The organism is Occallatibacter riparius (genome assembly GCF_025264625.1).
Lineage (GTDB): Bacteria > Acidobacteriota > Terriglobia > Terriglobales > Acidobacteriaceae > Telmatobacter > Telmatobacter riparius.
Window position 1 is genome coordinate 2693300 of sequence record NZ_CP093313.1, and the last position, 26703, is coordinate 2720002.

Genomic DNA, 26703 nt, shown 5'->3' on the forward strand with positions numbered 1-26703 from the left:
GGAGGGTTGGCCAGTGAAGCGCCTCTCCTGCATCAAGACAGTTTGAGGCCTTCTGTTCCTACATAGAGGGAGTAGAGGGACTGGCTGGCGGTCATGAAGAGGCGATCGCGCTTGGCACCGCCGAAGCAGAGGTTGGCGCAGGTTTCCGGTAGGTGGATTTTGCCCATGAGGGTGCCGTCAGGGGCGAAGACGTGGACGCCATTAAAGCCGTCTCCGGCCCATCCGGCGGCTGACCAGATGTTGCCGTCGACGTCGCAGCGGATGCCATCGGAAGAGCCCGGCGCCATATTCGCGAACATGCGACCGTTGGCGAGCTTCACTCCATCGACAACATCGTAGACACGGATGGGCGACGGGTCGCCTTTGTGCTTGGGAGTGCCGGTATCGACGAGGTAGAGCAGTTTCTCGTCGGGAGAGAAGCAGAGGCCGTTGGGCTTGGTGAGATCGGTGGCGACGACGGTGGCGACGCGCGTCTTGGGGTCGATGCGGTAGACGTTGGCAGGGAGCTCGAAGGCGGCTTTGTGGCCTTCGTAATTCGACATGATGCCGTAGCCGGGATCAGTGAACCAGATGCCGCCGTCGGAGTGGACGATGACGTCGTTGGGCGCGTTGAGCTTCTTGCCTTCAAAGCCATCCATGAGCACGGTGATGGAGCCGTCGTGTTCAGTGCGCGTGACGCGGCGAGAGTCGTGCTCGCAGGTGATGAGGCGGCCTTCGCGGTCGCGGCAGTTTCCGTTGCTGTAATTGGAGGGACTGCGGAAGACGGTGACTTCGCCGGTGTCCTCGAGCCAGCGCAGCATGCGGTTGTTGGGGATGTCGCTGAAGAGGAGATAGCGGCCATCGCCGAACCAAACGGGGCCTTCGGCCCAGCGTGCGCCGGTGTAGAGGCGCTCCACCGCTGCGCTGAGGATTTGGTACTTGGCGAAGCGGGGATCGACGACTTCGATGGCGGGATCGGGATAGGGCGTGGGGCGTTTCGTGTCCTGAGCGCCGGCGAAGGGCTTGAGGGCCGCGAGTACGGTTGCGCCGGCTGCCATTTGGACGAAGGTGCGTCTCTGCATTCGTGCCTCTTTCGTGAAAGGATCCGCTGCGGGCCACCTTATCACGGTGCTCTGATTGGGCGGAATGGTGTTTGTTGCGAGGAAGGAATGTCGAGAGGATGCCGAGCTGTGCTGGCCTGGTTTTCTGCGATTACTTTGCTACCGTTACCAAAGGAATGCGGCAGATGGTTATGCAAGGAATGGGATCAGGTTATGCACTAGGAGAGGAGGGGAAATTGCATCGCTCTGCATTGTTGCGGATGTTAAGCTGCCCCCATCATGATCCATGACAAGGAGCGGGTTGCGGCTTTCCGGGCTCGTGTGTTGGCGCAGATCGCGCTGATTAAGTCTCTCAAGGCGCAGGTTGCCGTGGGCGAAGTCAACTCGCTTGATATGGCTTTAAAGCAGGCTGAGGAAGTGGCGACGTTTTTCATTGCAGATCTGGACCGGCAGAACAGAACGCCGGTGGAGGAAGCGAGCTGGCTTTCGAAGGCGGAGTACATGCTGGGGATATGGCAGCCGTATCTCAAGAGATCGTCGCGGAGACTGCGGACGTCGAACGCAGTGCCGGGGCAACATTGGATGCAGGCGGGGCCGCAGCAGAATTAGAGGCGCGAGTTATTCAAGAGGCGAAGGCTGCTTGATCGGGTGGGTGGCCTGAAGCGAGGCTTCTCTAAGGTGCGGATGAGTTCCTTCTATGGCTTCCACAAAGATGGCTGAATCCCGTGCTCGTAAATTTGTGTTTCGAGTGGATGCCATGACGATCTGAGCTTGACGGCGAAGGAGTTCGTGCGTACTCTTTGGCAATGCGGTATTCGCTGGAACACAAAGCGAAGAATCACGAGAAGATTTTGTCAGTGGCGGCGCGCTCTTTTCGTGAGCGTGGCGGGGACACCAGCGGTATTGGAACGGTGATGAAGAAGGTGGGCCTGCAGAAAGGCGGGTTCTACCGGCATTTCAAGAGCAAGGACGACCTGTTTGTCGAGGCGGTGGCGCGAGCGCTGGACGAGACAGGACGCGGCATGGAGGAGGCTGCGAAGTCAGCGCCTGAGGGCCAGGGCTTGCGGGCGATCATCGATCGCTATTTAAGCGTAGCCCATGCCAATTCGCCGGGGTCCGGTTGCGTGCGTGCGGCTCTTGGACCGGAACTGGCGCGAAAGCCGGTAGCTGTACGACGCAGGGTTGAGGCGCTCCTGGCGGAATATCGGGAACGTCTATCGCCGTTCATGCCGGGACGCACTCAGCAGGAGAGGATGGAGAACTGCGGATTGCTGTTTTCGAGTATGGCGGGTGTTCTGATGATGGTGCGGGTTACAACGGATGCTGAGATGCGGGAGCAAAGGCTGGCGGCGGCGAGGAAGATGTTTTTGAAGTGCTTCTCGGACCGTTAATTTTTTTGCGTCGCAAAGAGTACGATCGCACTCTTTAGATCTATGAGCCTGGCGTTGGCCGCCAGTCACCAGCGTGAACTTTTACAGAAGGAGGACCGTCGTGCCACAACAGATGATTTTGTTTTTCGTGAGCATCGCATTCAGCCTCGTCGCGTGGGGGATCGTCACTCGTCGCTATATCTGGCCGGAACTGCGCGTCCGGTCGCGCGAGGAGGCCTTGCGGCCTCTTCTTATGCTGCATAGCTTCCGTTATATCGGACTGTCGTTCCTTGTTCCGGGCGTGGTGTCAGCCGATCTGCCATCTGGCTTTGCGCATTGGGCAGCTTATGGGGACATTGTCGCGGCGACGCTTGCGCTGGTGTCGCTGTTGCTGCTGCCTGGTGCCGCTGGCATTGCCGCAACATGGGTTTTCAACTTCGTGGGATTGGCCGATCTGCTCAGCGCTTTCTATCAAGCGGGTCGTGGTGGGATGCTGGCGGGACAGTTGGGGGCAACGTTCTTCCTTCCGACGTTGATTGTGCCGCTGCTGCTGATTACGCACGGAGTGATTTTCCGGATACTTCTGCAAACTCAACGGGAACCGGTCGTGCGACAACGGCCTGTTGGGGCTGTGCTGGATTGACCTATCAGCGGGTTCGACTTTCGGTCACCGCTGGAGGGCTGTAATCCCTGAGGTCGAACAGGGCCCAGTTGCTCGCGCCGGGCGGTTTTATCCATAGCTGGAGCGCAACGGAAACCACCGCGCCCTGATAGTAGGGCACGTGGACGGTGTGCTGGCCTTGTTCGAGACGAACGGATGCGGACCCTTCGCTCATTTCATGTAATCCATCGATGTCGATGATCTGTTTGTCATCGATTTCAAGCAGGGCTCCATCGTCGGATGCCATGTGGAAGCGGTATTCACCTGGAGTCGTAATCCAGAAAGAGGCGTGATAGTCGATGCCGAAGAGGTTGGTGCGCGGCGTCACGCCCGGAATGCCGCTTGTGTTTTGAAAGAACTGGTTGGGAACGTCGAGGGACGGGGTGTAGATGGCGCCGATTGGATCGAGAGCGCGGAAATCAGGCAGGCGGTCGGAGGGGCGCGCGAGTTCGTAGACATCGCCGCAGAACGAATGGGCTGCGGGAACGATGGACCCGAAGGAGCCGATAGTGCCCCGAGCCGGCTGATCCCAAACGGGAGGAGCTTTCTGGCCGTCCCTGCCCCCGGATGTCTCCCGCGGTTGCCGGTCTTTCGTTTGGCTGGTCGCGACTGGCGCGGCTTGCGAAGCCGGCCGTTGCTGGGGTTGCGGCAGCGTCAGATCGGCGGCGCCCATGTTGCCGGTGGCGCGATCGCGCGCAACGATCCGCGTGAGTGCGATGTGTGATGATGCGGGGAACTCGAGGATGTGAGGGAATCCGCGATCGAGGGCCCGCGCGTAGTCGGCGGAGGTGAGGACCTGCTCAAGAGGCGCGTGGAAGTAGCTGGCAGGTTTTCCGTCTGCGTCGAAGTTGCAGGCGCCATAGTCGACCGCGACGCTGCGTTGGAGTCCTGCGGAGGTTCTTGCTGTGCCATTGCTGTCAAGAGTGAGGAAGGCGAGCGAGTTTGCATCGACAGAAACCAGGTAGCGGACCACATCGGTTCGACCTGTATCGATCAAGCGCGCATGAAGCGAGATAGAGAGCGGAGCGACGGGGTAGTAGCAGGCCGACTGCTGGAGGAGCGCGTCGACATTCTGTTGCTTCAATGCTGGGGCTTCTGATGCCGATGCGGCGAGGCCGACGTAGTAGTGGTGGCGATAGAAGAGCCTTGTGTCGGGGCGCCGTGAGGTGATCGTGATCTGGTGGTAGCCGCTTGTTGAACCTGAGGGGCCGGGATGGATGGCGAGCAGATAGTGAACGGTGGAGCGCTCAAGACAGCTTGCCAGGATGCGAAAGCCGGTAGGCGTATCGCGTTGCGCGGAGGCCGGATTATTCGGGTCGAACAGGGAGAGGCTGGTGATCGGGTCGAGCGAGCGCTGTGCCGTTGACGCGCGGGAGAAGCGCGAGTGCTTTTTGTTCGGCTCGAGTTGGGTGCTTTCCGATACCTCGAGTTCGTCCGGCTTGAGATCGAGGACGGGCTTGTTGTGTCGATCAAGGGCGATGACATCGACGAGGACTTCGCGGGTGACGATACGGAAGGTGGGAATTGCCGTATCGCCCTGTGGGTTCTGATCGTGCGGGGTGCCGGCTGGTGCGGTCTGTGCGGCCAATGGAGTCGCAAGCAACGGCCGAACCAGCAGGGCGAGAAGCAGCACTTCAAGAAGATGTCGGCGCATGATGAATATGACGCTTGGTGTGATGATAGTCCAGAAAAGGGGCAGATGACGCGCCGCTGATCAATGTGTTCAATGCGCTCAAGGCGATGCGCTCGTTGAAGGGGAGAGCGAAACGCCGGTATTTCAATTTGATACTGGGCGATTGGATGTCTGAGCTGGACAACCAAGCGGTTCGCTCGAGTGCGTACCTATTCGGAGCGCAACGCCTGCATGGGCTCAATGGAAGCCGCGCGGCGAGCGGGCGCAAGCGCCGCGCAGACACAGATCAGGATCATTGCTGCAATCGCGAGAGCGAAGCTAGCAGGATCTAGTGGGGACATTTGATAAAGCATCGATTGCAGCGGGCGCGCAGCGAAGAATGTGAGCGGGATGCCCACCGCAAGGCCGGCCAGCATTACCCAGAGGCTTTCGCGCATAACCATGGCCAGCATTTGCGGGCGCGTTGCGCCCAGGGCGATGCGCAGGCCAATCTCGGCGGTGCGCCGGCTCACACGGAAGGAATGCAAGCCAAAGAGGCCTGCCGCCACAAGCAGTGCCGCCAGTACACCGAAAAAGCAAGCCATGCTGGCTAGCATCCTCTGACGGGCGTACGATTCTTCGAATTGCGCTTGTTGTGTCATTGGCTGCTCGAGCGGAACGTCAGGGTAGAGCCCGGCAACAGTTTTGCGCAATTCCGGCAGCACAGCCAACGCGCTTCCGCGGGTGCGGACTTCAATGTGCATGGCGGCAAGCGAACTCGCCTGCATCTGCGCATAGAAAGCCATCGGCATCTGTTCCTCGTCCACCGACGTGTACTTGCTGTCCGCCACGACGCCCACGATTGTCGAACGGTCTTTGCCCCATCCCAACACATGGCCCAGCGGGTTCGTGTTGCCAAGATATTTCTTCACGAAGGTCTGATTAACCAGCGCCACTCGCGAACTCTTCACAGTATCGGCGTCCGTGATGTCACGGCCCGCTACAAGCGGAATGCCCATGGTGTGATTGAATCCTGACCCGACGCTGTTATGACGCAACATCTCGCCTCTGTGGATGACGCCATCGAGCACGAACCCCATGTCGTTGTTGGCCATTCCCGAGCCGGGCCGCATTTGCGCCATAGAAACGGATTCAACCCCGGGTACCTGGCGAAGTCGGTCGATTAATGTGCGATAGAAGACATGTGTGTCTCCTTGCCCCTGCGGAGTTACTCCAAAGACGAGCAGCCCATCCATCTGCGCTCCAAGATCCTGGGCCGCATAATTCCGCAGCGTACGTAGCAGCAGGCTGGCTGTCATCAGCAATACGAGGCAAATGGCGATCTGACCCGTGAGCAAGATGCGACTGCCGAACAAGCGGACTTTATTTGCCGTGATGTTTGCCGCGGTGGTGCGCAATACCCCGGCGACCGGCGCGTGGGTCGCACTCCATAAGGGAACGAGACCAAACCCCACGGCAGCGACCGTCGAGAGTAACAGCGTAAACATGAGAACGGTCCGATCGGGATCGAATGCTGTCCCGGCATGCAGCGTGGCCGATAACAGACGCGTGGTCCAGAATGCAAGCAGCCAGCCGAGTGCCGCGCCTGAGCTCACGAGCAGCAGGCTCTCGCACAATAATTGGCGGAAGATGCTGATACGGCCGGCGCCAATGGCTACACGCACGCTGAACTCCTGTTGCCGCGCCGAATTGCGAGCCTGCACCATCATGGCCACATTGATGCATGCGATCACGAGCACCAACCCGACCAAAGCCATCATGATCCGCGCCGGCTCGTGAGCTTCGTCACTATGAACGCCTAAGCCGCGCGCGGGTACAAAGTCCAACAGGGGCTTCCATTTCGTAGGATCTACCGGACCCACAGCCTGCCGCACGACCTCGCCGAAGGTACCGGCGAGCGCCTGTTGGGCCTGCATCGAAGTCACTCCGGGGCGCAATCGGGCGATCATCCTCACGCACCACCACCGCGGCGAACCGTAGAGGGTAAACACGTCCGCGGGCGCCCCCCAGGCATTGAGCGCGGGGACATTCTGCAACGGAATCCAGAAATCTGTCGCGACGAGGGGTTCCACGCCTTCGAAGCCGTGTGTCGCCACACCCACCACCGTCATGGGGACCCCTTTTATGTAGAGTGTCTGTCCCACCACCTCTGGGTCCTGCGCATAGCTCCTGGTCCAAAAGTCGTAATTGAGAACAACGACAGAGGCGTGGGTCTTTTCGTCGGCCAGCGTCAATCCGCGGCCGCGCTCGATGCGCGCTCCCAGCCCCGAGAAGAAGTTGCCGCTGACCTCTTCTCCTGTAGCCTCCTCAGGAAGCTCTCCGTGGCGCACCGCGACTTTCGAGAGAGCGAGCGGTACATACGCAATTAACTCTTCGAATACATCGGTACGCGACCTGAGCGCCTCGAAAGTCGCTTCAGTGAAGGCTGTATTGCTGTCCCCGGTATTCGAACTGCTTCCCGCGGATCCCTGTCCGTTGGCCATTCGCACGTGCCTCAGCCCTTGACCTCGGCTGACCGGCAACAACTCGAACAGAACCGCATTCATCACGCTGAAGACCGCGGTATTCGTTCCGATACCGAGCGCAAGCATCAGCACTACCGTGAATGTGAAGCCTGGCGATCTTCGCAACTGGCGGAGTGCGTAGCGGACGTCCAGCAGGAATGCACGCATGTTCTTCACCTTGCTACAGGCTTCGACTGTAGCGTTCAGAAGAGTGAAATGCACGTTGATCGCCAACAATCGTGCTGCATTACCGGCAATTCGGTGATGTCAATCACAATTCCTTGCTCTTCCCGTGGATGGGTGTCCGCTTATAGAAGCGCATGTTCATTTGCGGACGTGTAGAGCAGGCAAATTGGAGGTCGGTTGATGCGATCAGGAGCGACGTACTCATTGGCGGGAGGCGCGGGAGATCGTCGCTACGAACTGGACGATATACTGAAACTTGAGAGTCCCGCGTCATTCTTCGCCGTTGCCTGCCGGAGATTCTCTTCATCCAACACAGACCATGAGTACGACTGCATCGGAGCGACTGAGTTCGCGGCGCATCATCGGCTACGTGTATTTCACCTTTGTGGTGTACCTGGCGATCGGGTTGCCGCTGGCGATTCTGCCGACGTATGTGCATTTCCGGCTGGGATTCAGCGCGGCGCTGGCCGGCCTCGTGATCAGCATCCAGTACATTGCGACGTTTTTGAGTCGGCCGTGGGCGGGGAGGATATCGGACCGATCGGGCGCGAAGGTGAGCGTGATCTGGGGGCTGAGCATGTGCGCGGCTTCAGGAGCGTTTCTGCTGCTGGCGGCGCTGCTTGATCACCTGCCGTGGATCAGCATGATCGCCCTGTTGCTGAGCCGCCTGGCGCTGGGAGTGGGCGAGAGCCTGGGGTCGACGGGCGCGACGCTGTGGGGCATTATGGCGGTGGGCCAGGAGCACACGGCCAAGGTCATTTCGTATAACGGCATCTGCACGTATGGCGCAATGGCGGTGGGGGCTCCGCTGGGCGTGCTGCTGGAGAATCATCTCGGGCTGAGCGCGATTGGGTTTGTCACGCTTGCGGTGCTGGCGGTGAGCCTATTTATGGCCATGGGCAAGAAGCCGGTCCCGGTGGTGCATGGGGAGCATCTACCGTTCCGGAGCGTGCTGGGGCGGGTAGCTCCGCATGGGATTGCGCTGGCGCTGGGCGGGCTAGGATACAGCGTGCTGGCGACGTTTGTAACGCTGTTCTATGTGAGCCGGCATTGGGGCGGGGCGGCGCTGTGCCTGACTACGTTTGGCGCTGCGTTTATTGTGGCGCGCCTGCTGTTCATCCACGCGATTGGCCGGTGGGGCGGGTTTCCGGTAGCGATTGTGTGCCTGTCGGTGGAGTCGGTGGGCGTGGCTTTGCTGTGGCAGGCGCGCGGACCGTGGATGGCGCTGGTAGCGGCGGCGATTACGGGTTTTGGGTTCTCGCTGGTCTTTCCCGCGGTGGGTGTGGAGGCGGTGCGGAATGTGCCGGAACAGACGCGCGGGACCGCGCTGGGCGTGTTCACGGGGTTTGCGGATGTGTCCTTTTTCCTGGTGGGTCCGGCGGCGGGCGCGGTGATTGGCTGGTGGGGCTATGCGAGCGCTTTTCTGTTTGCGCTGGTGTGTGTGCTGCTGGCCTTGGGAATTGTGTGGGCGCTGCATCGGAGGGACGGAGTGACAGAGTTACAAAGTGGCAAAGTTACAAAGTCAATGCGGGTCTAGTGGACGGGAATGGGGTGTACGAACAGAAAGCGGACGATGGCCATAGCGAGGGCGAAGGTGAATCCATAGCGGAAGCTTTCGATGGCGACGGGACGGCGCCCGCGGCGGCGGATGCCCTGGCCGAGGAAGCCCATGACGCAACCCATGGCGAGGGGGCTGAGGATGAGGCTGATGCCGTGGAAGCGTGATGGATGGACGAGCGGGTGAGGGAAGATCCAGACGCTGAGGAAGCCAGCAGCGAGACCGGCCAGGGCGAAAAGGAAGATCGTCAGCAGCGGGCCGGCGCGATGCGTGCTCACGAAAAACTTTCGCAGAAGGCGGGAGAGGCCGTCGGCGATGAGGGCGAGGAGCAGTTCGAACAGGAATTCGCCCAGGAGCTCGAAGAGGAATCCGAAGATCGCGCCGAGAAGCTCGTCCATATTGGGTTGAGGAATATGGTAGCGCGGGGAGGCGGGTAAGGCGCCGCGCAAAAGGAAACGGCCATCGCTGAGGATGGCCGTTTTCTTTTGCTCATTGTGGGTGGGTTAGGTTAGTTGGAATTGCCGGCGGTGTTTTCGACGGGGGTGATGGTGCCGAAGAGGCCGTGGGCTTCGCCGTCGCTACCGGCGCTGAAGTAGAGGGTTGTTGCCACGCCGTTGTTTCCGCCACCCGCGAAGGAGAGGCTCCAGAGTCCATCGATCATGATGGGGTTGTTGGTTTTGTCCATCAACAGGCCTTTGAAGCGGCCGGTGACGGGATCGTAGACGGCGATGTTGCCGGAGCCGAACTGGCCGACGAGGAGGTCATGGCTGTAGGGGCCGAAGTCGCCAGGCGCCATGGCGAGGGCCCACGGGCCGTTAAGCCACCAGCCGTGTTCGAGTTGACGGAGGAATTTGCCCCCGGGGGAGAAGACGGCAACATAGCCGAGGCCGGGGCCGTCGACTTCGTCGTGCTTCTGGGCGTCCTGCTTGGCGAAGGTGACGTAGATTTCGCCGCCGATGTTCTGGACGTTGAAGGGCGCGTAGCCGCGAGGCAGGTGCGCGTGGTTGTCATCGCCATGGCCCATCCCGTTGTGTTCCTCGTCGGCGAAGGCGTTTTCAATCCAGGATATGTGGTGGAATGACTCGTCGAAGACCTGGATGCGGCCCTTACGGAAGTCGGCAACGTAGAGCATTGTCATCGAGTTCGAGCCCATGGTCACGGTGGCGAGTGCTGCACCTTTAAATACCGATGCGCTTTTGGTGTTGACCTCAAGGACGGCGGCGGTGTTGGGAGTGAGGCTGGGGTTCCAGCCTGAGATGGTGCCGTCTTCAGTTACGAACATGAAGAAGGCAGGCTTGCCATTGGTGAGCAGGAAGTTCGAGCCGCCGGAGAAGACGGTGCCGGTCGGGGTGCCGGTGGGGCTCACGCTGGGGTCGCCAGTGGGAATGGTGACGACGAGGGATTGGGCGACTCCGGAGGCGTTGTAGAGAGTGCTAAGGCCGGTGCCGTTGTCGGAGATCCACCAGGGGCTGCCGGAGGAGCGCGAGAGGCCCCAGGGGTTGACCAGGTTGGGATCGGTGTTTGCGGCCATGCCGGACTGGTCGGCGGTGAGGTTGGTCTGGAGGTAGTGTTGGGCCATCGCGGGGAGGGCGAGGGGTCCGAGCATCACGGCCGCGAGAGCCGCGGCGGGGAAGCAGGAGCGAAGGTGCAGGGGCATTGTTCCTCCTGACGGTGCGGGAAGCAGCGTCAGGGAAACCGTAGTCCGCGGTGAGTGCAACTGTTGTCAGCAGAGTGTCACTGGATTGTCAGCGACGGAGAAAGTTGCGTGAACACCGGTACCGGATCAACACAGCGCAAAGCGGAGATGACAATCGGCGGGGTGTTTTGAGGTTGGACCGGGTTTCTCTACTGGAGTTGCAGAAGGCGGATTTTGCCGCCGATCCAGGCGGTGGGGAGAGCCAGGACGACGAGCGCGATGGGGTACCAGTGAGGGCCGAGGTTGAGATTCCAGGTGCCGATGGCGCCGGCGAGAGCGATGAGGGTGCCGATGGCTCCTCCGACCAGGGCGTGGCCCATCGGATTGTAGGGGGCCAGGCGCGCGGTGACCCAGGCGCTGAGAATGCCGTAGAAGGAGCGGTAGAGGGTGGCGACTGCGAGTTGCGATGAGGTGGTGGGCTGGCCGATGGAGGAATAGAAGCCGAATTGGTGCAGCAGGAGGTCGGTGACGAGCGAGAGCACGATGGCGACGAGGAATCCGGCAAGCAGGGCGAGGATGCTGCGGCCGAGATTGCGCGCGGGCGCGGGGACTGCGTGGCTGGACATGGTGCGGACCTCCCGATGCAATGAAGATGCTGGGGGGAATCTTGGGTTGCAGCTATTACACACCACGCATGGGGATGGTGGACACCAAACTTTCGAGCTTGTGTGTGGTGGGTCGGCTGAGGAGGCGGTGCTGTTTGGCGGCGGGTTCGGACGAGACAGGCAGGGTTGCCACGCCCTTCCCCACTTTCAGAATAGCGCAGGCGAGGCGGAGAAAACAGGCTGTATTTTTGGTGGCGATCCGCTACTCTCGCGAGGCTGGACAGAAACCCTGAGACAAGCGAGGAGACGGCGGGATGAAGGAATTTTTTGGGAAGGTTGCGGTGGTGACAGGCGGGGCAAGCGGCATTGGACGCGCGATGGCCGAGCGGTGCGTAAGCGTTGGAGTGAAGGTCGTGCTCGCGGATGTGGAAGCGGAAGCATTGGGTAAGGCCGGCGAAGAATTGAAGGCGATGGGCGGGACAGTGCAGTGCGTGAAGACGGATGTGTCGAAACGGGAGGAGGTGGAGGCGCTGGCGCGGCGGGCCTTCGATGAGTTTGGCGGCGTGCATCTGCTGTTCAACAATGCGGGTGTGGCGGCGGGTGGCTCGCCATGGGAAGCGACCTGGAAGGACTGGGAGTGGGTGCTGGGGGTGGACCTGTGGGGCGTGATCCACGGAGTGAAGGTGTTCACGCCGCTGATGCTGGCGCAGAACACGGAATGCCACATCGTTAATACCGCGTCGGCAGCAGGGTTGATCGCGGGAGGGTTTTCGGCTCCTTACTCGGCTTCAAAGCATGCGGTGGTGGCTCTGTCAGAGAGTCTCTACCTGGCGCTTGAGCAGCGGAAGGCGCCGGTGAAGGTGTCGGTGCTGTGCCCGGGCGTGGTGCGGACCAGTATCTTCAATTGCGAGCGAAACAGGCCCGAGGAACTGAAGAATGATCCCGTTCCGCTTTCGCCGGAGATGCAGGCCGGGCGGGCGGCAATTCAGAGCGTACTGGCCAATGCCATTCCGGCGGAGAAGGTCGCGGAGCAGGTTTTCGAGGCGATCCGCAGGGAGCAGTTCTACATTGTGACGGATTCTAGGTGGCTGGAGATGGCGCGGCTGCGGATGAAGAACATACTGGCGCTGGAGAATCCGGAGAATCCCGCGGCGATGGTTCAGCAGATTGTGAGTCAGGGAGCTAGCGGTAACAATGTGAAAGCCGCGCGTGAGTCCGATTAAAGGCGAGTTACAGGCAGCTACGGATCGAACAACAAAGCAACCGCACGGCAGAGATACTCATCTGCGGCTCCATTGCTGCTTCTCACAACTGGAGCGGCCGAGGAGTATCTGATGCCAGCTTTTAACGAGTTAGTGCGAGTCAGTGCGCTTTCACTCTGTGTTATAGCCACGCCCGTAGTAGCGCAGGTGACGATAACCGGGAACGAGCCAGTGAATGGAGGGACCTACACACTTCCGGCGCTTATCTCCGCGCACGCAACCTCTCCGCAGGGAATATCGGGGTGGCGCGTGTATTTCGGGAACACCTCGTACTACTCCAGCAGCACAGGGCTGGGCGGGAATCTGGATGTAACTATCGCATCGGTGCCGACAGGGACTTACAAGGTGACGGTTACGGCCTGGGATAATGGCGGTAACAATAGCTCGTATGTGGTGCAGACCGTGAATGTGGTGGCCTCGCCCATGCCCACGCCGCCACAGGGCACGAAAGAGTATGCGAATATTCAGAACGACTCGGCTGGCAGCTGGCAACCGTGTACTTCTAATATGATCCAGAGCAACGGGAAGCCATGCGCAGGGGGAACATCAGGGGGCACAAGCGATCTGAGGACAGGACAATCACCGTCGCTATCCGGCGGATCGCTGGCGGAGTACTCGGACTCGAGCGGCATTTATTACAACACGATGTATTACAACCACCTGGGATGCCCAGGTATTGGCTGCGATGCGGTGAAGAACATGTTGCTCGATGAGTGGATGTATCCGAAGCCGAGCCCCTCGAACGGCTTTCAGCAATTGGAGTTCGACCCGGATCTCTATGACACGAATGGGTATGAGTATTTCGGGTCAGTGGCGTGCGATATGAGCGGCGGCAGCTCCGGCACATGGAAGGTGTGGGATATGGGGGGAGGCCAGGGATGGATCAGCACATCGCGCAGTTGCACCATGCAGCCGAATCAGTGGCACCACCTTCAGCTGTATGTGACTTATAACGTCACTGGAATCGGGTGTCCGAACAGCGTTCCGTGCTACACCTACAAGACGATGACGTGGGACGGAGCGACCGTGTTCCAAAATCTTGGGTGGTCTTATAACGCGAAGAAGATAGCTAGCTCGGGTAATGGGACGCTGAATGTGGAACAGCAGATAGATAACTATCCCGCGCAGGGCGTGAATAACACTGTTTACTACGATAACTACAATTTGTGGGTGTGGTAAGGAGGGCCGTCCCCGGCGACTGTCGGCGCGCCAGGTCGCACCCTGAAGATCGAGGTCAAGATGCGCCGGCAGTAATATCCTGAAAAACAATCGCAGATTCTTCGCTTCGCTCTGAATAACATCGTGTTGGAGAATTTGGAGTAGAAGCAGAACGGCCACCTCGAGGGGTGGCCGTTTGCCGTGTCAGTCAAGGACGGGCGCGGTTCGTGGTCTCCCGCACTTGCTGTGCAAGGATGGAGCACCCGGGCTCCCGCTCGTTCTTGCGCCAGTTCGGGTCAGTTCGAGCTTCCGAAGATGTTATCTGGGTCATAGGGCCGGATGGTGCCAAAGAGCCCGTGAGTTTCGCGCGCCGGGCCGGCGGTGAAATAGAGCGAAAAGGACGAGCCGGACACCGTGCCGCTGGCGAAGGAGAGACCCCAGAGTCCTGGGATGGTGATGGGTGTGTTTGCGGTCGAGTTGAGCAGCCCTTTGAAGTTGCCGGTGACCGGATCGTAGGCTGCGACATTGCCGGATCCGAACTGGGCGATGAGGAGGTCATGGCTGTAGAGACCGAAATCGCCCGAGGCCATGGCCAGGCCCCAGGGAGCATTCAGCCATGAGCCGTGCTGGAGGCGACGCAGAAGGAGGCCAGTGCTGGAGAATACGTTGACATAGCCGTTGCCGGCCCCGGCCAGTTCGTCGTGCTTCACCGAATCCTGCAGGGCATAGGTGACGTAAAGGTTGCCGCCGATGTTCTGGATGTTGAAAGGTGCATACCCCACGGGGAGCGATGGATCCTGAAATTGGCCGACTCTAAGGACGGCGGAATGGAAGGATTGGTCGTAGACCTGGACCTGGGCCTGACGGAAGTCGGCGACATAGAGATAGGTCGTCAGGGCGCCGGAAGTCCCAGGGAACGTGGCGAGGGCAAGGCCTTTGAAGACGGATGCGCTTTTGGTATTGACCTTGAGGATCGCCTTTCCCAAGGAGACGTCAGGGTTCCAGCCAGAGACGGTGCCGTCCTCGGTGGCAAACACCAAACGAGCCGGCTTGCCGGTGGCAACTTCAAAGCCCGCGCCGCCATTGTAGACAATGCCTGTGGGAGCGCCGGTTGGGTTTTGGGTGGGATCACCCGCGGGGATGCTCACGGATAACGGCTGAGAAGCACCGAGGCTGTCATAGATCGAGACAAGACCGTTGGCATTATCGGCGACGAACCAGGCGCTGCCGCCGCCGCGCGCCAGACCCCAGGGGTTCAGCAAATGCGGGTCGATGTGGCTGGCGACGGCAGACTGGTCGGAGCTGAGATTGGCTTGCATGTAGTGTTGGGCCATTGCCGGCAAAGCAGGCAGACCGAGGGTTGCGGCGATGGAGAACGCAATCGCCAGAAAACGGGGGCAAAGAGACAAAGTCAGCAAGGAGTTCCTCCAGCCGGCGAGGAAGGACCGGCTGGATTGAACTTACCTCGGCGCACACCCCGCATTTGTCACGCAGTCGTCACTGGTTTGTCGGGGCGGCCAGCGTTGTTGCAAGGCGGTATCAAACCAAAACAGAACGGCCACCCCGAGGGGTGGCCGTTTGCCGTGTCCGTCAAGGACGAGTGGCGGTTTACCGCTCGTTCTTGCGCCAGTTGATGAGATCGCCGAGAGTGGTGGTCGAGCTGGAGACGGGAGCCTTGTGGGTGCTCTCCTTGTAGTGCTCCACTGTCGCGCGGCTGGCTTCGTGAGCCGTCGAGCGCAGGCTGAGGCCTACCTTCTTCTCTTCCACGTTGATCTTGATGATCTTGAAGTCGTGCTCGTCGCCTTGGTCCATCTTGGCGGGTGTGCCGTCGTCCGACACCGCCTCGGAGATGTGGCAGAGACCTTCCACACCCTCGGCGATTTCGACGAAAGCGCCGAACTGAGCGGTGCGGAGAACCTTGCCGTGGACCACGTCGCCGACGCGATGGGTAGCGAAGAAGCTCTCCCAGACATCGGGCTGGAGCTGCTTGATACCCAGCGAGAGGCGGCGGTTCTGCGGCTCGACGCCGAGAACGACAGCCTTGACCTTTTCGCCCTTCTTTACAACTTCAGAGGGGTGCTTGACGCGCTTGGTCCAGCTCAGGTTCGAGACGTGGACGAGGCCGTCGATGCCATCCTCGATTTCGATGAAGGCGCCGAAGTCGGTGAGGTTGCGCACGCGGCCTTCGACAACGGTTCCGGCCGGGTAACGCTCGGTGAGGTGCTCCCAGGGGTTTTCGAGAAGCTGCTTCATGCCGAGCGAGATGCGGCGGTCAGCGGGGTTGACGCTGAGGACAACCGTCTCGACCTCATCGCCGGGCTTGACCAGCTTGGAGGGGTGCTTGAGGCGCTTGGACCAGGTCATCTCAGAGAGGTGAACCAGGCCTTCGATGCCCTGCTCGAGCTCAACGAACGCGCCGTAGTCAGTTACCGACAGGACGCGGCCCTTGACGTGCGCACCCACGGGATAGCGCTCCGAGGCATCGAGCCACGGGTCAGGGGTGAGCTGCTTGAAGCCGAGCGAGACGCGCTGCTTGTCTTTATCGAACTTGAGCACCTTGACCTGGATCTCGTCGCCGACGTTGACCAGGTCGCGGGGGTGGGTGAGACGTCCCCAGCTCATGTCGGTAATGTGCAACAGGCCGTCAATGCCGCCGAGGTCAACGAACGCGCCGTAGTCGGTGAGGTTCTTGACCGTGCCGGTGAGCACGGCGCCCTCGCCGAGCTGCTCAAGGGTGTGGCTGCGCTTGGAGGTCTGCTCTTCCTCAAGGATCTCCTTGCGGGAGACGACCACGTTGCCACGCTTCTTGTTCAGCTTGATGACGCGAACTTCAATCTGCTGGCCGAGATAGCCGTCGAGGTTGCGGACCGGCCGGATCTCGAGCTGCGAGCCGGGCAGGAACGCCTTCATGCCGATGTCGACGGTTAGACCGCCCTTGACGCGGCTGACGATGGTGCCGATAACCGGCGTCTTGTCGTTGGCTGCCTTTTCGATCGAATCCCACACCCGCAGGCGCTGTGCCTTCTCGTAGCTGACGAGATAGCCGCCTTCGGGCTCCTCGCGCTCGATAACCACTTCGATCTCGTCGCCGGGATTGAACTTGACGGCGCCGGTGTGATCGACAACCTGCTCCAAAGGCACGAGGCCTTCGGACTTGAGACCCACGTCGACCACCAGGTTCTTCTCGGTCTGCTTGATGACCGTTCCGGTGACGACCTTGTCGCCGTACGCTTCAACGGCGGCGGCTTCCGCGGCCTGCTCGCGCTCGAAGGCTTCGAGGGCGGCGGAGAAGTCTTCCATCGACTCCATGTGCTCGGTTTCAGCGGGCTTTGCGGGCTCGGCTTGTACCGGGGTGGCGACTGGGGCCGGAACTTCTGCTGCAGCTTCGGGAGCCGTTTGGGGCTCTGTAGCGGCTACAGGTTCGGTTGTGGCATCGGCGTCCAGCGCGGGAGTGTTGACTTCAGCGGTCTCGGGGTTGGACGTGGATTCGTGCAACGGCTGTTCTTGCTCCGTCGCAGGCTGTTCAAGGGTGGGCATTTCCAATTCGGTGTTCAGGGTTGTGCTCTCGGTTTCGGGATTGAGGACGTCTGCCATCACTGCTGCTCCAGGACTCCATGGGCCGGATTATCTTGCGGTTGCCGGGGCCTCTGCGCAGCGGGTGCGAAGGGACCGTTAGGCCTGACTCCCTTCGAATCTGCGTGTACATGCGGAGTTCTCTCAGGGACGACGACGGAACCGGTTTGGCCGGTTGCTAATCTATTCGTCACCTTTGGGAAACACCCGGCAGGCAACTGCAGGCTGGAGGGCGGCCGCAGCTCACTGCTGGAATCCGCGCAGGAAGCTACGCTTTCAAGTGTATCAACCTTCAGATTCATGGTCAACGAAGCGGAAGGCAAATCCAAGACACCGCGCAGAACGTTGCCGCGGCGTTTATCCAGCTTTTGGGGGGTGTTCTGTGTTGTCGAAGACATCCCCCGGCGGCTGAAGCCGGATCGCCCAGGCCCTCGCACCGGCTCGCCTGAAGTCGTGCTCTCTCACGGCGTAACGGGTTTGTTCTCGCCGGCGGACGAAAGTGCGATTCAGGCTTGAGACTGGACCTCCTATACTGATGCGGACGGGCGGGAAAAGATGGAAATACTGTGGACTCCGTGGCGATTCACCTACATAACCGGGGCGGACCGGCGGGCGCGCCGCGGCGTGCCCGCGGCGCTGGATGCTTGGCCGGGCGACCTGAACTGCGTCTTCTGCAACTTGATTGCTGCCGTGGATTTTGCCGTTGAGCACGGGATGAGCCGCGAAGATGCGGAGGCTGCGGGCGGGATTGTGGTGCGGGGCAGCAACTGCTTTGTAAGCCTGAATGCTTATCCGTATATCTCAGGGCACGTGATGGTTATGCCCTATGCGCATCTGGACCGGCTGGCCAAGGTGCCGCCGGACGCGGCCCACGAAATGATGGATCTGGCGCAGAAGACGGAGCGGGTGCTGGACGCGGTGTATCGGCCTCAGGGATTTAATTTTGGGTTAAATCTCGGCGAGGCGGCCGGGGCGGGGGTAGCAGGTCACCTGCATCTGCATGCCATGCCGCGCTGGGTGGGGGATACGAACTTCATGACGACGGTGAGCGAGACGCGGGTGGTGCCGGAGGATCTGGAGGTTACGTGGCGGCGGGTGCGGGAGGGGTTTGCGGCGCTGCAGGGGTGAGCGAGTACATCGCCTAACTGGGGAGTAGGCCAGGCAGGAGGCGGGGGAGAAAAGTTGCAGGGTACACGGGGACCGAACTCGGGGGTTTGGATCTGGGCTATCCCGCCGCTTTACGTGCTTTTGCACGGGATCATCGCAACCTGCCTTCCGTCCCGCCTGGACGCACTCTCGACCGTATGCATCGTGCTGGCCGAGTGGGGCGCCGTGGCGGTGTCGATTCGTGCCGCAAAGCAGTCCGGACATCCGGCGAGGGCGTTGTGGCTGCTCCTCAGCGGCTCGATTCTGCTCCATTCCGTTGCCATGACCCTGGATGTTTTGGCGGAGACTACCGGCGCGACTGAATTCAACTTCGTTCCGGGATTTCAGATCTTCTTCTCGATGTTGTCGAGCGTTCCCATGCTCGTTGCGGTGTCGCTGCAGAGCGACCGGCGCACAGCCAAGATTGCACGCATCGCCTATTCGCTGATTTCTTTGGCGATCGGCGCCGTTCTCTATCTGCAGCTATTCACCATCCTCACTGTGAGCGGAAGCCAGAATCCCGCGGACGCGATTCTGATCATGCACCTGTTCGACGCGATCGATCTGTTTCTCGCGGCTGCCGCCACGGTGCGCTGGCTGGGTGCAGAACAGCCGCAGGAGGTTCAATTCTTTCGCGTTTTGTCGATCTTTCTCTGGATCGACGCGCTCTTGCCCGCAATTCACAATCGGATCATTCTCCGGCACGACTATGTCTGGCTGGATCTGTTTCTCTCAGCGCCTTACCTTATCCTCTGCGCGCTCATGCTGAGATCGAAAGAGCGGTCGGTGCGGGTCTCGTCACCGCGGGTGAGCCGGGTGATACGAAGCGGGAGCCCGATCTTTCTGACCATGGCGCTGGTGACTGTGGGCTTGTTCGCGATTCGCTCCCACTTCTATATCGGTCTGGGTGCTGTGCTGTTCGCGGTCGCGACCTACGGAGCATTGAATGTGCTGATCCAAACGCGCGGACTGGAGGCCGAAGCGACGCTTTTGGCAGACAAGCGTCTCCTGGAGCGACTGGCAGTGGTGGATGGCCTGACGGGGATTGCCAATCGGCGCGGATTCGACAAGGTTTTCCATCGCGAATTCTCCGCCGCACGCCGTGGGGGTACTCCGCTGTCGTTGCTCATGATTGACGTGGACCACTTCAAGGAGGTCAACGACGAACTCGGACACCAGGTTGGAGACGAGTACCTGATCCAGATCGCGCAGGCTCTTCGACGGGCACTGCCACGTGTCACGGACATCGTGGCGCGTTACGGAGGCGAGGAGTTCACGGCCATCCTGCCGGCGACGGGCAGCGCGGGGGCGGTCCATGCATGCGAGAAACTGCATGACGCGATTCGGCACCTGGGGCTTCATCACCCGACCGCGAAGGAGGGAATCGTCACCATCAGCATTGGAGTGTCGACATTCGATGGATCGGCGGCGATCGCGGCGCAGCGGCTGGTGGAGGCAGCCGACCGCGCGCTGTATCTGGCGAAGAGCGGAGGGCGCAACCGGTCTGAATCTATGGAGCCCGACGAAACGACGGTTTGATGCTTGTGTACAGGCGGCACTGCGGGGCCAAGTGGCAGGTTGCGTAAGCTAGTTCCCGTTGCAACCCGGCAGCCGTTCGGGCCATCTACGTAGCTGCAATAATGGGCCCTTCCGGTCGCGAGACCGATAGACACGATGGATTAGAATCGCCCTCCTGTAAGTTCTCTGTTCCCTTAACTTTGTGCGCTCTGCCGGTGCTCGTTCCCTTCAAGGAGACCGGATTCTATGTTGTTTTTTGCTCATCGCAGGGCATTGCTGTGTGCAGTGCTCTCGGCGGGTTTTGCGCTGGTGACAGCCGAGGCGCAATCCCAGACTTCGTTTTCAGCGCACACGGTGTATACCAGTTCCGACATAAGCGGCGTGATAGGCCATGGCGATTTCAATGGAGACGGCCGGGAAGACCTGGTCGCCTCGGATACGGCGAACGGCGCCTCGCAGAACGGGCTACTGTACCTGTCGAATAGCGATGGGACGTATGACGCGCCGATGCGGCTGCCGCAGCCGGTGACGGCGAGCCAGTTCGCCATCGGGGACTTCAACAACGACGGCAAGCTGGACTTTGTGGCCCAGGGGACGTCGGGCGCGCAGATGGTCGCATACCTGAGTAATGGCAATGGCACGTTCCAGGCGGCAAAAATCATCAGCGATGGCACGACGGATGTGCTGACGTGGCTGGTAGCCGCGGACATGAATCACGACAATAAGACCGACATTGTGGAAGCAGAGACCACGCAAGGGGGACCGGACATTCTGCAGGTGTGGATCAGCAATGGGGACGGGACCTTCAAGGCGGGGCAGCGGATCACCTCGGGAGTGATCGTTACTTCGTTCGGCATGGTGACCGGCGATTTCGATGGGGACGGCAAGCCCGACGTCGCCATCACCCACACCTTCGCGGCGGATGGCCCGACGACCATCCAGGTCTGGTATGGCGACGGCGCGGGCAATCTGGGCTCGCCGTACCAGGTGACTGATCCGCAGGGATATGAGGACATGATCGGCCCCGGCAGCGTGGTGGATATCAACGACGACGGCAAGAGCGATCTGTTGGCATCGCGCTTCCAGTACGGCATCAGTGGGACGAGCAAATACCTGCCGCAGATCGAGCTGATTGAGGGCAACGCGAATCGCACGCTGAGCTTTGTGACTGTGCCGACGAACAACTGCCCTGTTGCAGTGACAGGCGCAGACTATGACGGCAACGGCTACAACGATCTGGCCTTTGCCGAAGCGCCTTGCAGCTCCAGCATGACTACGGGGCCGTTCACCTACGTGATCAAGCCAGGATCTTCTTCGGGCACATTCGGTGCTGAACAGACCATCTACTCGACTTCGTACAACTCCGGGAGCGATCTGCAGACGATCAAGTCGACCGAGGCGAGCAAGCCGGACCTGGTGCTGACGGAGCAGACTACATCGAACAACAACGCCGGCCCGACCTCGACGGAGCTGTTGAGCAATACGAGCAGCGGGGTTTACTTCCCGCCTTGTAATACCGCAGCAATGGCGGAGGGAATCACCATGTGCCAGCCGACGGGGAGCAGTTCCACTTCGCCGGTTTATTTCTCGATAGCGGCCGCGGGGCCGACGCCGATGCGTACGGCAGCAGTGTGGGTGGACGGCCAGAAGCAATTCGAGCAGCTGATGCACTCGTTCTCGCATTACTCGTACCTGAACGAGTCGCTGTCGCTGTCGAGCGGTACCCATAACGTGACGATCTACGGCACGGGCTGGGACAACACGCTGCAGAAGAAGAGCTTCAGCATCACGGTATCGGGAACGGGCACTGGGTGCGCGCCGCCATCGAGTGCCGGTGTGCGCATTTGCACTCCGGCGAACGGGAGCACGGTCACCTCGCCCACGCAGGTGCTGGCCAGTGCCGACCTGCCGGGCACGCTGGCACGGATGGAGGTGTGGGTAGACGGTATGAAGGAATACACCGAGACCACAAGCACGCAGCTCTCGACGATGCTTTCCCTGAGCGCCGGATATCACCGCTTCGATGTCTACGCGGTGAACACGGCAGGCGCGAAGTACGAGTCAACCTCCTATGCCACCGTGAGCGGCGGATCGTGTCCTGCGGATCCGGGATACGATGTGCACATTTGCACGCCGATTTCCGGAAGCACGGTGAGCTCTCCGGTGCAGGTGCAGGCGACGGCGCACATTACCGGCACGCTAGCGCGGATGGAGGTGTGGGTGGATGGAGTGAAGAAGTACACGGAGACCACCAGCCTGAGCCTGAATGCCTCGATTCCTGTGCCGTCGGGGAAGAACCACCGCTTTGATGTGTACGCGGTGAACACGGCGGGTACGAAGTGGGAGACGACGGTGTACGCAACGGTTCCGTAGAGGCGGCTGAAAGTGAGCAGATGGCCCGGGTTCTCCGAGCCATTTGCTTTTTGGGAAGCAGGCGAGTCCCGCATTGCGCTCCGTCCGTCTATAAGAGCAAACTCGAACTTCCCGCGCTGTTTGGGAGACAATTCAGCTCATTGGAGACGGACGCATGAAGAAGCTTCTCGCATTGTGTGCAGTGCTGTTTGTGGCGATTGGCGCCGCAACCGTGTTTGCCCAGGCGGCGCCTGCCGATGTTACGGGCGCATGGACCGGCAGCATGAACGCCGGCGGCAACGATATGACCATCACCTTCCACCTGAAGCAGGATGGCGCCAAGCTGACCGGCACCGTGGAAACCGGCATGGGCGATCCGGTGGAGATCACGAACGGCAAGGTGGACGGGGAGAAGGTCTACTGGGAGACGAGCTTCAATGGATCGACGATTCAGCACGAGGGCACGGTGAGCGGCGACGACATGAAGATCAACGTCAAATCGAGCGGCGGGGAGTTTCCGGCGACGGATATGACGCTGAAGCGGTCGAAGTCGTAGCGGGGTTGGTTCGGCGAGAATTGCCGAAATGCACGTGCGCTCCATCTGGATGAGGTCGTGCATGCATCCAAGCAGTCCGAATGCCTGAACGGCATTGAGGAGAGTTGGATGGCAGACCAAAAAAAGTGTGCGCATGCGGCATGTACGTGTATGACCGACAAGAAGTACTGCAGCAAGTTCTGCGAAGACCGCAAAGACACGGCCGAGATTGCCTGCGAGTGTGGGCACCCGGGGTGCAAGGGCGACATCGCATCGTAGCTGTTAACAGAGGGGGAAGTTGCCTCCGCGTGGAAGCAGTTAAGATAGCTCCACGAGGACTCGGCTATGACTTCCCCTGATTCACGCCAAGCGTCTCTTTCGACTGTCGAAGTGTGGCCGGAGCTGCCGTGGGCGGCTTGGGGCGAAACGTGCACCACGCTGCAGATGTGGATGCAGATTGTCGGCAAGATCCGCATGACGCTGATGCCGCCGATTAATCACACATGGCACGTGACGCTGTACCCGTCGATTCACGGAGTGACGACCGGGCCGATGCCCTACGCGCGCGGGACGATGCTCGAGATCGATTTTGATTTCGTGGAGCACGTTCTTTCGGCACGGCGGTCCGACGGTACGAAAACGTTCGCGGTGGACCTGGAGCCGATGTCGGTGGCGGCGTTCTATCGGGAATTGATGGAAGGGCTGGATTGGCTGGGCACGCCGATGCGCATCTGGCCGCATGCGATGGAGGTGCCCGAGCCTGTGCGGCTGGACCAGGACGAGGCGCACCGATCGTATGACGCGGAATATGCGAACCGCTTCTGGCGCGTGCTGCTCGAGACCACGCGGGTGATGACGGAGTTTCGCGCGCGGTTTCGCGGGAAGGTGAGCCTGGTGCACCTGTTCTGGGGTGCGATGGACCTGGCCTGCACGCGGTTCAGCGGACGGACTGCGCCGGAGCACGCGAGCATGCCGGGGCTGCCGGATCGCGTGGTGCGCGACGCGTATTCGCATGAGGTGTCGAGTGCGGGCTTCTGGCCAGGCGGCCCGGGGATGGATGCGATGTTTTATAGCTACGCGTATCCGGAGCCCGCGGGGTATCGCGAGTACAAGATTGCGCCGGCTGCGGCTTCGTTCAGTGAAGGATTTGGCGAGTTCGTTTTGCCGTATGAGGCTGTGCGTAGGGCCGCGGATCCGGATGCGGCGTTGATGCAGTTTCTGCAGTCGACGTATGAGGCTGCGGCGGTTTGTGCGAAGTGGGATCGATCGGCGCTGGAAATCAGTGGGTAGTGAGGAGTGGTTAGTGGTTAGCTGCTGGGTTGAAGCTGATCTGCGTAAAATCGCGCACCCACGTTGCTCCGAGTAGTTCACTTTCTGGGAACGTGGTGCCAATCGCGATGACGGGCATGCGGGCGGCGCGCGCTGCGAGGATGCCAGCGGGCGTGTCTTCAATCACGGTGCAATCGTCCGGCGCGAGACCGAGCCGAGCGGCGGCCTGGAGATAGCCATCCGGGTCGGGCTTGCCTGCGCGCACGTCTTCATTGCCGATGAGGCACTGGGGAATGGGGAGGCCGGCAAAGCGGAGGCGGGCTTCAGCCAGAGCGCGCGGAGCCGAGGTGACGACGGCCCACTCGTTGGGCTGCAGAGTGTCTATTAGTTCGCGCGCTCCGCGCAGAGCGACGATGCCCTCGCTGCGGGTGACGGCGGCGTTGTCGAGCGCGATGGCTTCGGATTCGGCGTCGAGGTGTGGCGCAATCTCGCGGATGGTGTCGCGAGTGAGGCGGCCGTGGGAGATGGCGAGGATGTCAGCGAGTGAGATGCCATGACGTTGACCCCACGTACCCCACATGTATTCAACGCAGGCGGTGGAGTCGACCAGGGTGCCGTCCATATCGAAGAGGATGGCGCGGGAATGAATTTCAACCATAGGACCTCTGCTTGTATGGTCGCATTGGGGAGCGCGTTAGAATTCGATCAACTTCTATGCGTTTCTTTTCCCGCGCCCTAAGTGTTTGCTTTTCCGTTGCGGCTCTCGCGGTTGTTCAGAGCCTGCCTGCCCAGACGAAGTCCACGGTTCTCTCAGTCGACCTGGCGCACCCCGGCGCAGCCATCTCGCCGCAGATGTACGGCATTTTCTTCGAGGACATCAACTTCGCTGCCGATGGTGGGCTTTATCCCGAGCTGGTGAAGAACCGGTCGTTTGAGTTCAGCGAGCCGCTGACGGGATGGAAGGAGATCATGCCCACAACGGCGAAGGGCATGATTGCTTCGCACGGCGAGCTCGCGATCCTGACCGAGCAGCCGCTGAACGCGTCGAATCCGCATTACCTTGAGGCGCGCGTTCATGAGGCCGGCGGATATGGCTTCTACAACACGGGCTTTCGCGGCATGGGGATTCATGGGGGCGAGGATTATCGCTTCTCCGCTTACGTGCGGGCGAAAGGCCCGACTGCGATTCGAGCCGAAGTTACGGCAGGCGATAAGACGATCGCGAGCGGAAAGCTCGAGGGGTTCAGCGGCGAGTGGAAGAAGTACGAGACGGTGATCCATGCGAGCGAGACGGCGGATCACGCGCAGTTGAATTTGTATGTCGACGGGCTTGGGTCCGTTGATCTCGACATGGTTTCGCTGTTTCCGGTGGACACGTGGAAGGGGCGGCCGAATGGGCTGCGTAAGGACCTGGTGCAACTGCTTGCTGATATGCATCCGGGGTTCGTTCGTTTCCCTGGTGGGTGCATTGTGGAGGGGCGACAGCTTCTTACGCGCTATCGGTGGAAGACCACTATTGGCGACGTGGCGCAGCGTAAGACTATCATCAACCGCTGGAACGATGAGTTCGATTTTCGGCCGGCGCCGGATTACTTCCAGTCGTTCGGACTGGGGTTTTATGAGTACTTCCAGTTGGCCGAGGATATCGGCGCGCGGCCGCTGCCCATTCTGAACTGCGGGATGGCGTGCCAGTACAACACCAACGAAACCGCCAAGATGAGTGAGTTGGATGAGTACGTGCAGGATGCTCTGGATTTGATTGACTTCGCCAATGGCCCGGTGACTTCTCCATGGGGCAAGCTGCGGGCGCAGATGGGGCATCCCGAGTCGTTTCACTTAGAGATGTTGGGAGTAGGTAATGAGCAGTGGGGTGGCCGCTATGTGGATCGCTACAAGGTGTTCGCGGCGGCGCTGAAAGCGAAGCATCCTGAGATCAAGCTGGTTGTTGCGGCGGGGCCGTCGCCGGCGGGCGATCCGTTCGATGAGATGTGGGCGCACTGGCGCGAGCTGCACCCCGACATTGTTGACGAGCACTATTACATGGCGCCGGACTGGTTCCTCACGAACACCACGCGGTACGACAAGTACGATCGCAACGGGCCGAAGGTGTTTGCGGGCGAATATGCCGCGCAGACCGCAAGCACGACGAGTAGTGACAATCGCAACAACTGGAAGGGCGCGATTGCCGAAGCCGCATTCATGACGGGGCTGGAGCGCAACGGAGATGTGGTGACGATGGCCTCGTATGCGCCGCTGATGGCGAATGTGCACGCGTGGCAGTGGACGCCGGACGCGATCTGGTTCGACAACCTGCGGTCGTATGGCACGCCGAACTACTACGTGCAGTCTGTGTACGCGAATAACGTGGGCACGCGCGTGGTGCCGATTACGCCACTGGTGGATGGCGATGGGCTGTATACGAGCGCGACTCTGGATGAGCGCACGCATGAGTTGATTGTGAAGGCGATCAATCACTCGGCGACGGCGCGGGCTGGGACGATCAAGCTGTCTGGCGCGAAGGCGAGTGGAGCGGCGAAGGTGGTGACGCTGGCCGCCGCGGATTTGAGTGCGGAGAACAGCTTCGATCAGCCGACGAATGTTGCGCCGGTTGTGTCGACGATGGAGGTCGGTGCGGGCGATATCAGCGTGGAGATGAAGCCGTGGTCGCTGACGGTGTGGCGGATTCCGGTGCGGTAA

General features: G+C 60.6%; 22 protein-coding genes. 13 read left to right on the top strand and 9 right to left on the bottom strand.

Going from position 1 to position 26703, the window contains the following annotated elements:
• Positions 1 to 32: 32 nt before the first annotated feature.
• The gene (locus MOP44_RS10885; RefSeq protein ID WP_260796060.1) at positions 33 to 1061 is read right to left on the bottom strand and encodes an SMP-30/gluconolactonase/LRE family protein; all 1029 of its coding nucleotides are present in this window, start codon (positions 1059 to 1061) and stop codon (positions 33 to 35) included.
• A 258-nt stretch (positions 1062 to 1319) separates the two neighbouring features.
• Here MOP44_RS10885 and MOP44_RS10890 point away from each other — a divergent pair, with 258 nt between their 5' ends.
• The 3 genes from MOP44_RS10890 to MOP44_RS10900 all read left to right on the top strand — a co-directional run bounded on the left by MOP44_RS10890 (position 1320) and on the right by MOP44_RS10900 (position 3053).
• Positions 1320 to 1649: a hypothetical protein gene (locus tag MOP44_RS10890; RefSeq protein WP_260796061.1), complete on the top strand. Its 330-nt coding sequence runs from the start codon at positions 1320 to 1322 to the stop codon at positions 1647 to 1649.
• Positions 1650 to 1846: 197 nt separating this feature from the next.
• Entirely contained in the window at positions 1847 to 2431 is a 585-nt protein-coding gene (locus tag MOP44_RS10895; RefSeq protein WP_260796062.1) for a TetR/AcrR family transcriptional regulator, read from the top strand.
• Positions 2432 to 2531: 100 nt separating this feature from the next.
• Complete coding sequence (locus MOP44_RS10900; RefSeq protein WP_260796063.1) at positions 2532 to 3053, top strand: hypothetical protein; 522 nt, start codon at positions 2532 to 2534, stop codon at positions 3051 to 3053.
• Positions 3054 to 3057: 4 nt separating this feature from the next.
• Here MOP44_RS10900 and MOP44_RS10905 read toward each other — a convergent pair whose 3' ends face one another.
• Positions 3058 to 4725, bottom strand: a complete 1668-nt coding sequence (locus MOP44_RS10905; RefSeq protein ID WP_260796064.1) for a PA14 domain-containing protein — start codon at positions 4723 to 4725, stop codon at positions 3058 to 3060.
• Positions 4726 to 4913: 188 nt separating this feature from the next.
• Entirely contained in the window at positions 4914 to 7376 is a 2463-nt protein-coding gene (locus tag MOP44_RS10910; protein ID WP_260796065.1) for an ABC transporter permease, read from the bottom strand.
• Between the two features lie 337 nt (positions 7377 to 7713).
• Here MOP44_RS10910 and MOP44_RS10915 point away from each other — a divergent pair, with 337 nt between their 5' ends.
• Positions 7714 to 8931: an MFS transporter gene (locus tag MOP44_RS10915; protein WP_260796066.1), complete on the top strand. Its 1218-nt coding sequence runs from the start codon at positions 7714 to 7716 to the stop codon at positions 8929 to 8931.
• Here the strand turns inward: MOP44_RS10915 and MOP44_RS10920 are convergent.
• The 3 genes from MOP44_RS10920 to MOP44_RS10930 all read right to left on the bottom strand — a co-directional run bounded on the left by MOP44_RS10920 (position 8928) and on the right by MOP44_RS10930 (position 11214).
• Positions 8928 to 9350: a hypothetical protein gene (locus tag MOP44_RS10920; RefSeq protein WP_260796067.1), complete on the bottom strand. Its 423-nt coding sequence runs from the start codon at positions 9348 to 9350 to the stop codon at positions 8928 to 8930. The two genes, MOP44_RS10915 and MOP44_RS10920, sit on opposite strands and share 4 nt — an antisense overlap.
• A 110-nt stretch (positions 9351 to 9460) precedes the next feature.
• Positions 9461 to 10609 carry a TIGR03118 family protein gene (locus MOP44_RS10925; protein WP_260796068.1) on the bottom strand — a complete coding sequence of 383 codons (1149 nt, stop codon included), beginning with the start codon at positions 10607 to 10609 and terminating at the stop codon, positions 9461 to 9463.
• 188 nt (positions 10610 to 10797) lie between these two features.
• Positions 10798 to 11214 carry a hypothetical protein gene (locus MOP44_RS10930; RefSeq protein ID WP_260796069.1) on the bottom strand — a complete coding sequence of 139 codons (417 nt, stop codon included), beginning with the start codon at positions 11212 to 11214 and terminating at the stop codon, positions 10798 to 10800.
• A gap of 293 nt (positions 11215 to 11507) precedes the next feature.
• Here MOP44_RS10930 and MOP44_RS10935 point away from each other — a divergent pair, with 293 nt between their 5' ends.
• Together MOP44_RS10935 and MOP44_RS10940 are read left to right on the top strand one after the other, a co-directional pair.
• Positions 11508 to 12416, top strand: coding sequence for an SDR family NAD(P)-dependent oxidoreductase (locus MOP44_RS10935; RefSeq protein ID WP_260796070.1), 909 nt, complete (start codon positions 11508 to 11510; stop codon positions 12414 to 12416).
• Positions 12417 to 12527: 111 nt separating this feature from the next.
• Entirely contained in the window at positions 12528 to 13634 is a 1107-nt protein-coding gene (locus MOP44_RS10940; protein ID WP_260796071.1) for a hypothetical protein, read from the top strand.
• 275 nt (positions 13635 to 13909) lie between these two features.
• Here MOP44_RS10940 and MOP44_RS10945 read toward each other — a convergent pair whose 3' ends face one another.
• Both MOP44_RS10945 and MOP44_RS10950 read right to left on the bottom strand, forming a co-directional pair.
• A complete protein-coding gene (locus MOP44_RS10945; RefSeq protein WP_260796072.1) occupies positions 13910 to 15031 on the bottom strand; it encodes a TIGR03118 family protein in 1122 nt (373 codons plus the stop codon).
• Between the two features lie 190 nt (positions 15032 to 15221).
• Positions 15222 to 17207 (bottom strand): 30S ribosomal protein S1, encoded by a 1986-nt coding sequence (locus MOP44_RS10950; protein ID WP_260796073.1) that lies wholly within the window; start codon positions 17205 to 17207, stop codon positions 15222 to 15224.
• A gap of 534 nt (positions 17208 to 17741) precedes the next feature.
• Here MOP44_RS10950 and MOP44_RS10955 point away from each other — a divergent pair.
• From MOP44_RS10955 to MOP44_RS10980, 6 genes are all read left to right on the top strand, one after another.
• A complete protein-coding gene (locus tag MOP44_RS10955; RefSeq protein WP_260796074.1) occupies positions 17742 to 18314 on the top strand; it encodes an HIT family protein in 573 nt (190 codons plus the stop codon).
• 54 nt (positions 18315 to 18368) lie between these two features.
• Positions 18369 to 19871: a GGDEF domain-containing protein gene (locus MOP44_RS10960; RefSeq protein ID WP_260796075.1), complete on the top strand. Its 1503-nt coding sequence runs from the start codon at positions 18369 to 18371 to the stop codon at positions 19869 to 19871.
• 225 nt (positions 19872 to 20096) lie between these two features.
• Entirely contained in the window at positions 20097 to 22223 is a 2127-nt protein-coding gene (locus MOP44_RS10965; protein WP_260796076.1) for an FG-GAP-like repeat-containing protein, read from the top strand.
• 154 nt (positions 22224 to 22377) lie between these two features.
• Positions 22378 to 22758, top strand: coding sequence for a hypothetical protein (locus MOP44_RS10970; RefSeq protein ID WP_260796077.1), 381 nt, complete (start codon positions 22378 to 22380; stop codon positions 22756 to 22758).
• Between the two features lie 108 nt (positions 22759 to 22866).
• Positions 22867 to 23016, top strand: coding sequence for a hypothetical protein (locus tag MOP44_RS10975; RefSeq protein ID WP_260796078.1), 150 nt, complete (start codon positions 22867 to 22869; stop codon positions 23014 to 23016).
• Positions 23017 to 23082: 66 nt separating this feature from the next.
• Positions 23083 to 24027 carry a DUF5996 family protein gene (locus MOP44_RS10980; RefSeq protein ID WP_260796079.1) on the top strand — a complete coding sequence of 315 codons (945 nt, stop codon included), beginning with the start codon at positions 23083 to 23085 and terminating at the stop codon, positions 24025 to 24027.
• A gap of 10 nt (positions 24028 to 24037) precedes the next feature.
• On the opposite strand, the gene MOP44_RS10985 is transcribed toward MOP44_RS10980, so the two are convergent.
• Positions 24038 to 24664, bottom strand: coding sequence for an HAD-IA family hydrolase (locus tag MOP44_RS10985; protein ID WP_260796080.1), 627 nt, complete (start codon positions 24662 to 24664; stop codon positions 24038 to 24040).
• 56 nt (positions 24665 to 24720) lie between these two features.
• Here MOP44_RS10985 and MOP44_RS10990 point away from each other — a divergent pair, with 56 nt between their 5' ends.
• The gene (locus MOP44_RS10990) at positions 24721 to 26703 is read left to right on the top strand and encodes an alpha-L-arabinofuranosidase C-terminal domain-containing protein (RefSeq protein ID WP_260796081.1); all 1983 of its coding nucleotides are present in this window, start codon (positions 24721 to 24723) and stop codon (positions 26701 to 26703) included.

Excerpts from the sequence above, each read along its gene's own strand:
- MOP44_RS10890 (WP_260796061.1), top strand. The coding sequence starts at position 1,320 with ATGATCCATGACAAGGAGCGGGTTGCGGCTTTCCGGGCTCGTGTGTTG.
- MOP44_RS10885 (WP_260796060.1), bottom strand. The coding sequence starts at position 1,061 with ATGCAGAGACGCACCTTCGTCCAAATGGCAGCCGGCGCAACCGTACTC.
- MOP44_RS10920 (WP_260796067.1), bottom strand. The coding sequence starts at position 9,350 with ATGGACGAGCTTCTCGGCGCGATCTTCGGATTCCTCTTCGAGCTCCTG.
- MOP44_RS10910 (WP_260796065.1), bottom strand. The coding sequence starts at position 7,376 with ATGCGTGCATTCCTGCTGGACGTCCGCTACGCACTCCGCCAGTTGCGA.
- MOP44_RS10985 (WP_260796080.1), bottom strand. The coding sequence starts at position 24,664 with ATGGTTGAAATTCATTCCCGCGCCATCCTCTTCGATATGGACGGCACC.
- MOP44_RS10950 (WP_260796073.1), bottom strand. The coding sequence starts at position 17,207 with ATGGCAGACGTCCTCAATCCCGAAACCGAGAGCACAACCCTGAACACC.
- MOP44_RS10895 (WP_260796062.1), top strand. The coding sequence starts at position 1,847 with ATGCGGTATTCGCTGGAACACAAAGCGAAGAATCACGAGAAGATTTTG.
- MOP44_RS10980 (WP_260796079.1), top strand. The coding sequence starts at position 23,083 with ATGACTTCCCCTGATTCACGCCAAGCGTCTCTTTCGACTGTCGAAGTG.
- MOP44_RS10970 (WP_260796077.1), top strand. The coding sequence starts at position 22,378 with ATGAAGAAGCTTCTCGCATTGTGTGCAGTGCTGTTTGTGGCGATTGGC.
- MOP44_RS10925 (WP_260796068.1), bottom strand. The coding sequence starts at position 10,609 with ATGCCCCTGCACCTTCGCTCCTGCTTCCCCGCCGCGGCTCTCGCGGCC.
- MOP44_RS10990 (WP_260796081.1), top strand. The coding sequence starts at position 24,721 with ATGCGTTTCTTTTCCCGCGCCCTAAGTGTTTGCTTTTCCGTTGCGGCT.
- MOP44_RS10930 (WP_260796069.1), bottom strand. The coding sequence starts at position 11,214 with ATGTCCAGCCACGCAGTCCCCGCGCCCGCGCGCAATCTCGGCCGCAGC.
- MOP44_RS10905 (WP_260796064.1), bottom strand. The coding sequence starts at position 4,725 with ATGCGCCGACATCTTCTTGAAGTGCTGCTTCTCGCCCTGCTGGTTCGG.
- MOP44_RS10940 (WP_260796071.1), top strand. The coding sequence starts at position 12,528 with ATGCCAGCTTTTAACGAGTTAGTGCGAGTCAGTGCGCTTTCACTCTGT.
- MOP44_RS10975 (WP_260796078.1), top strand. The coding sequence starts at position 22,867 with ATGGCAGACCAAAAAAAGTGTGCGCATGCGGCATGTACGTGTATGACC.
- MOP44_RS10955 (WP_260796074.1), top strand. The coding sequence starts at position 17,742 with ATGGAAATACTGTGGACTCCGTGGCGATTCACCTACATAACCGGGGCG.
- MOP44_RS10915 (WP_260796066.1), top strand. The coding sequence starts at position 7,714 with ATGAGTACGACTGCATCGGAGCGACTGAGTTCGCGGCGCATCATCGGC.
- MOP44_RS10935 (WP_260796070.1), top strand. The coding sequence starts at position 11,508 with ATGAAGGAATTTTTTGGGAAGGTTGCGGTGGTGACAGGCGGGGCAAGC.
- MOP44_RS10965 (WP_260796076.1), top strand. The coding sequence starts at position 20,097 with ATGTTGTTTTTTGCTCATCGCAGGGCATTGCTGTGTGCAGTGCTCTCG.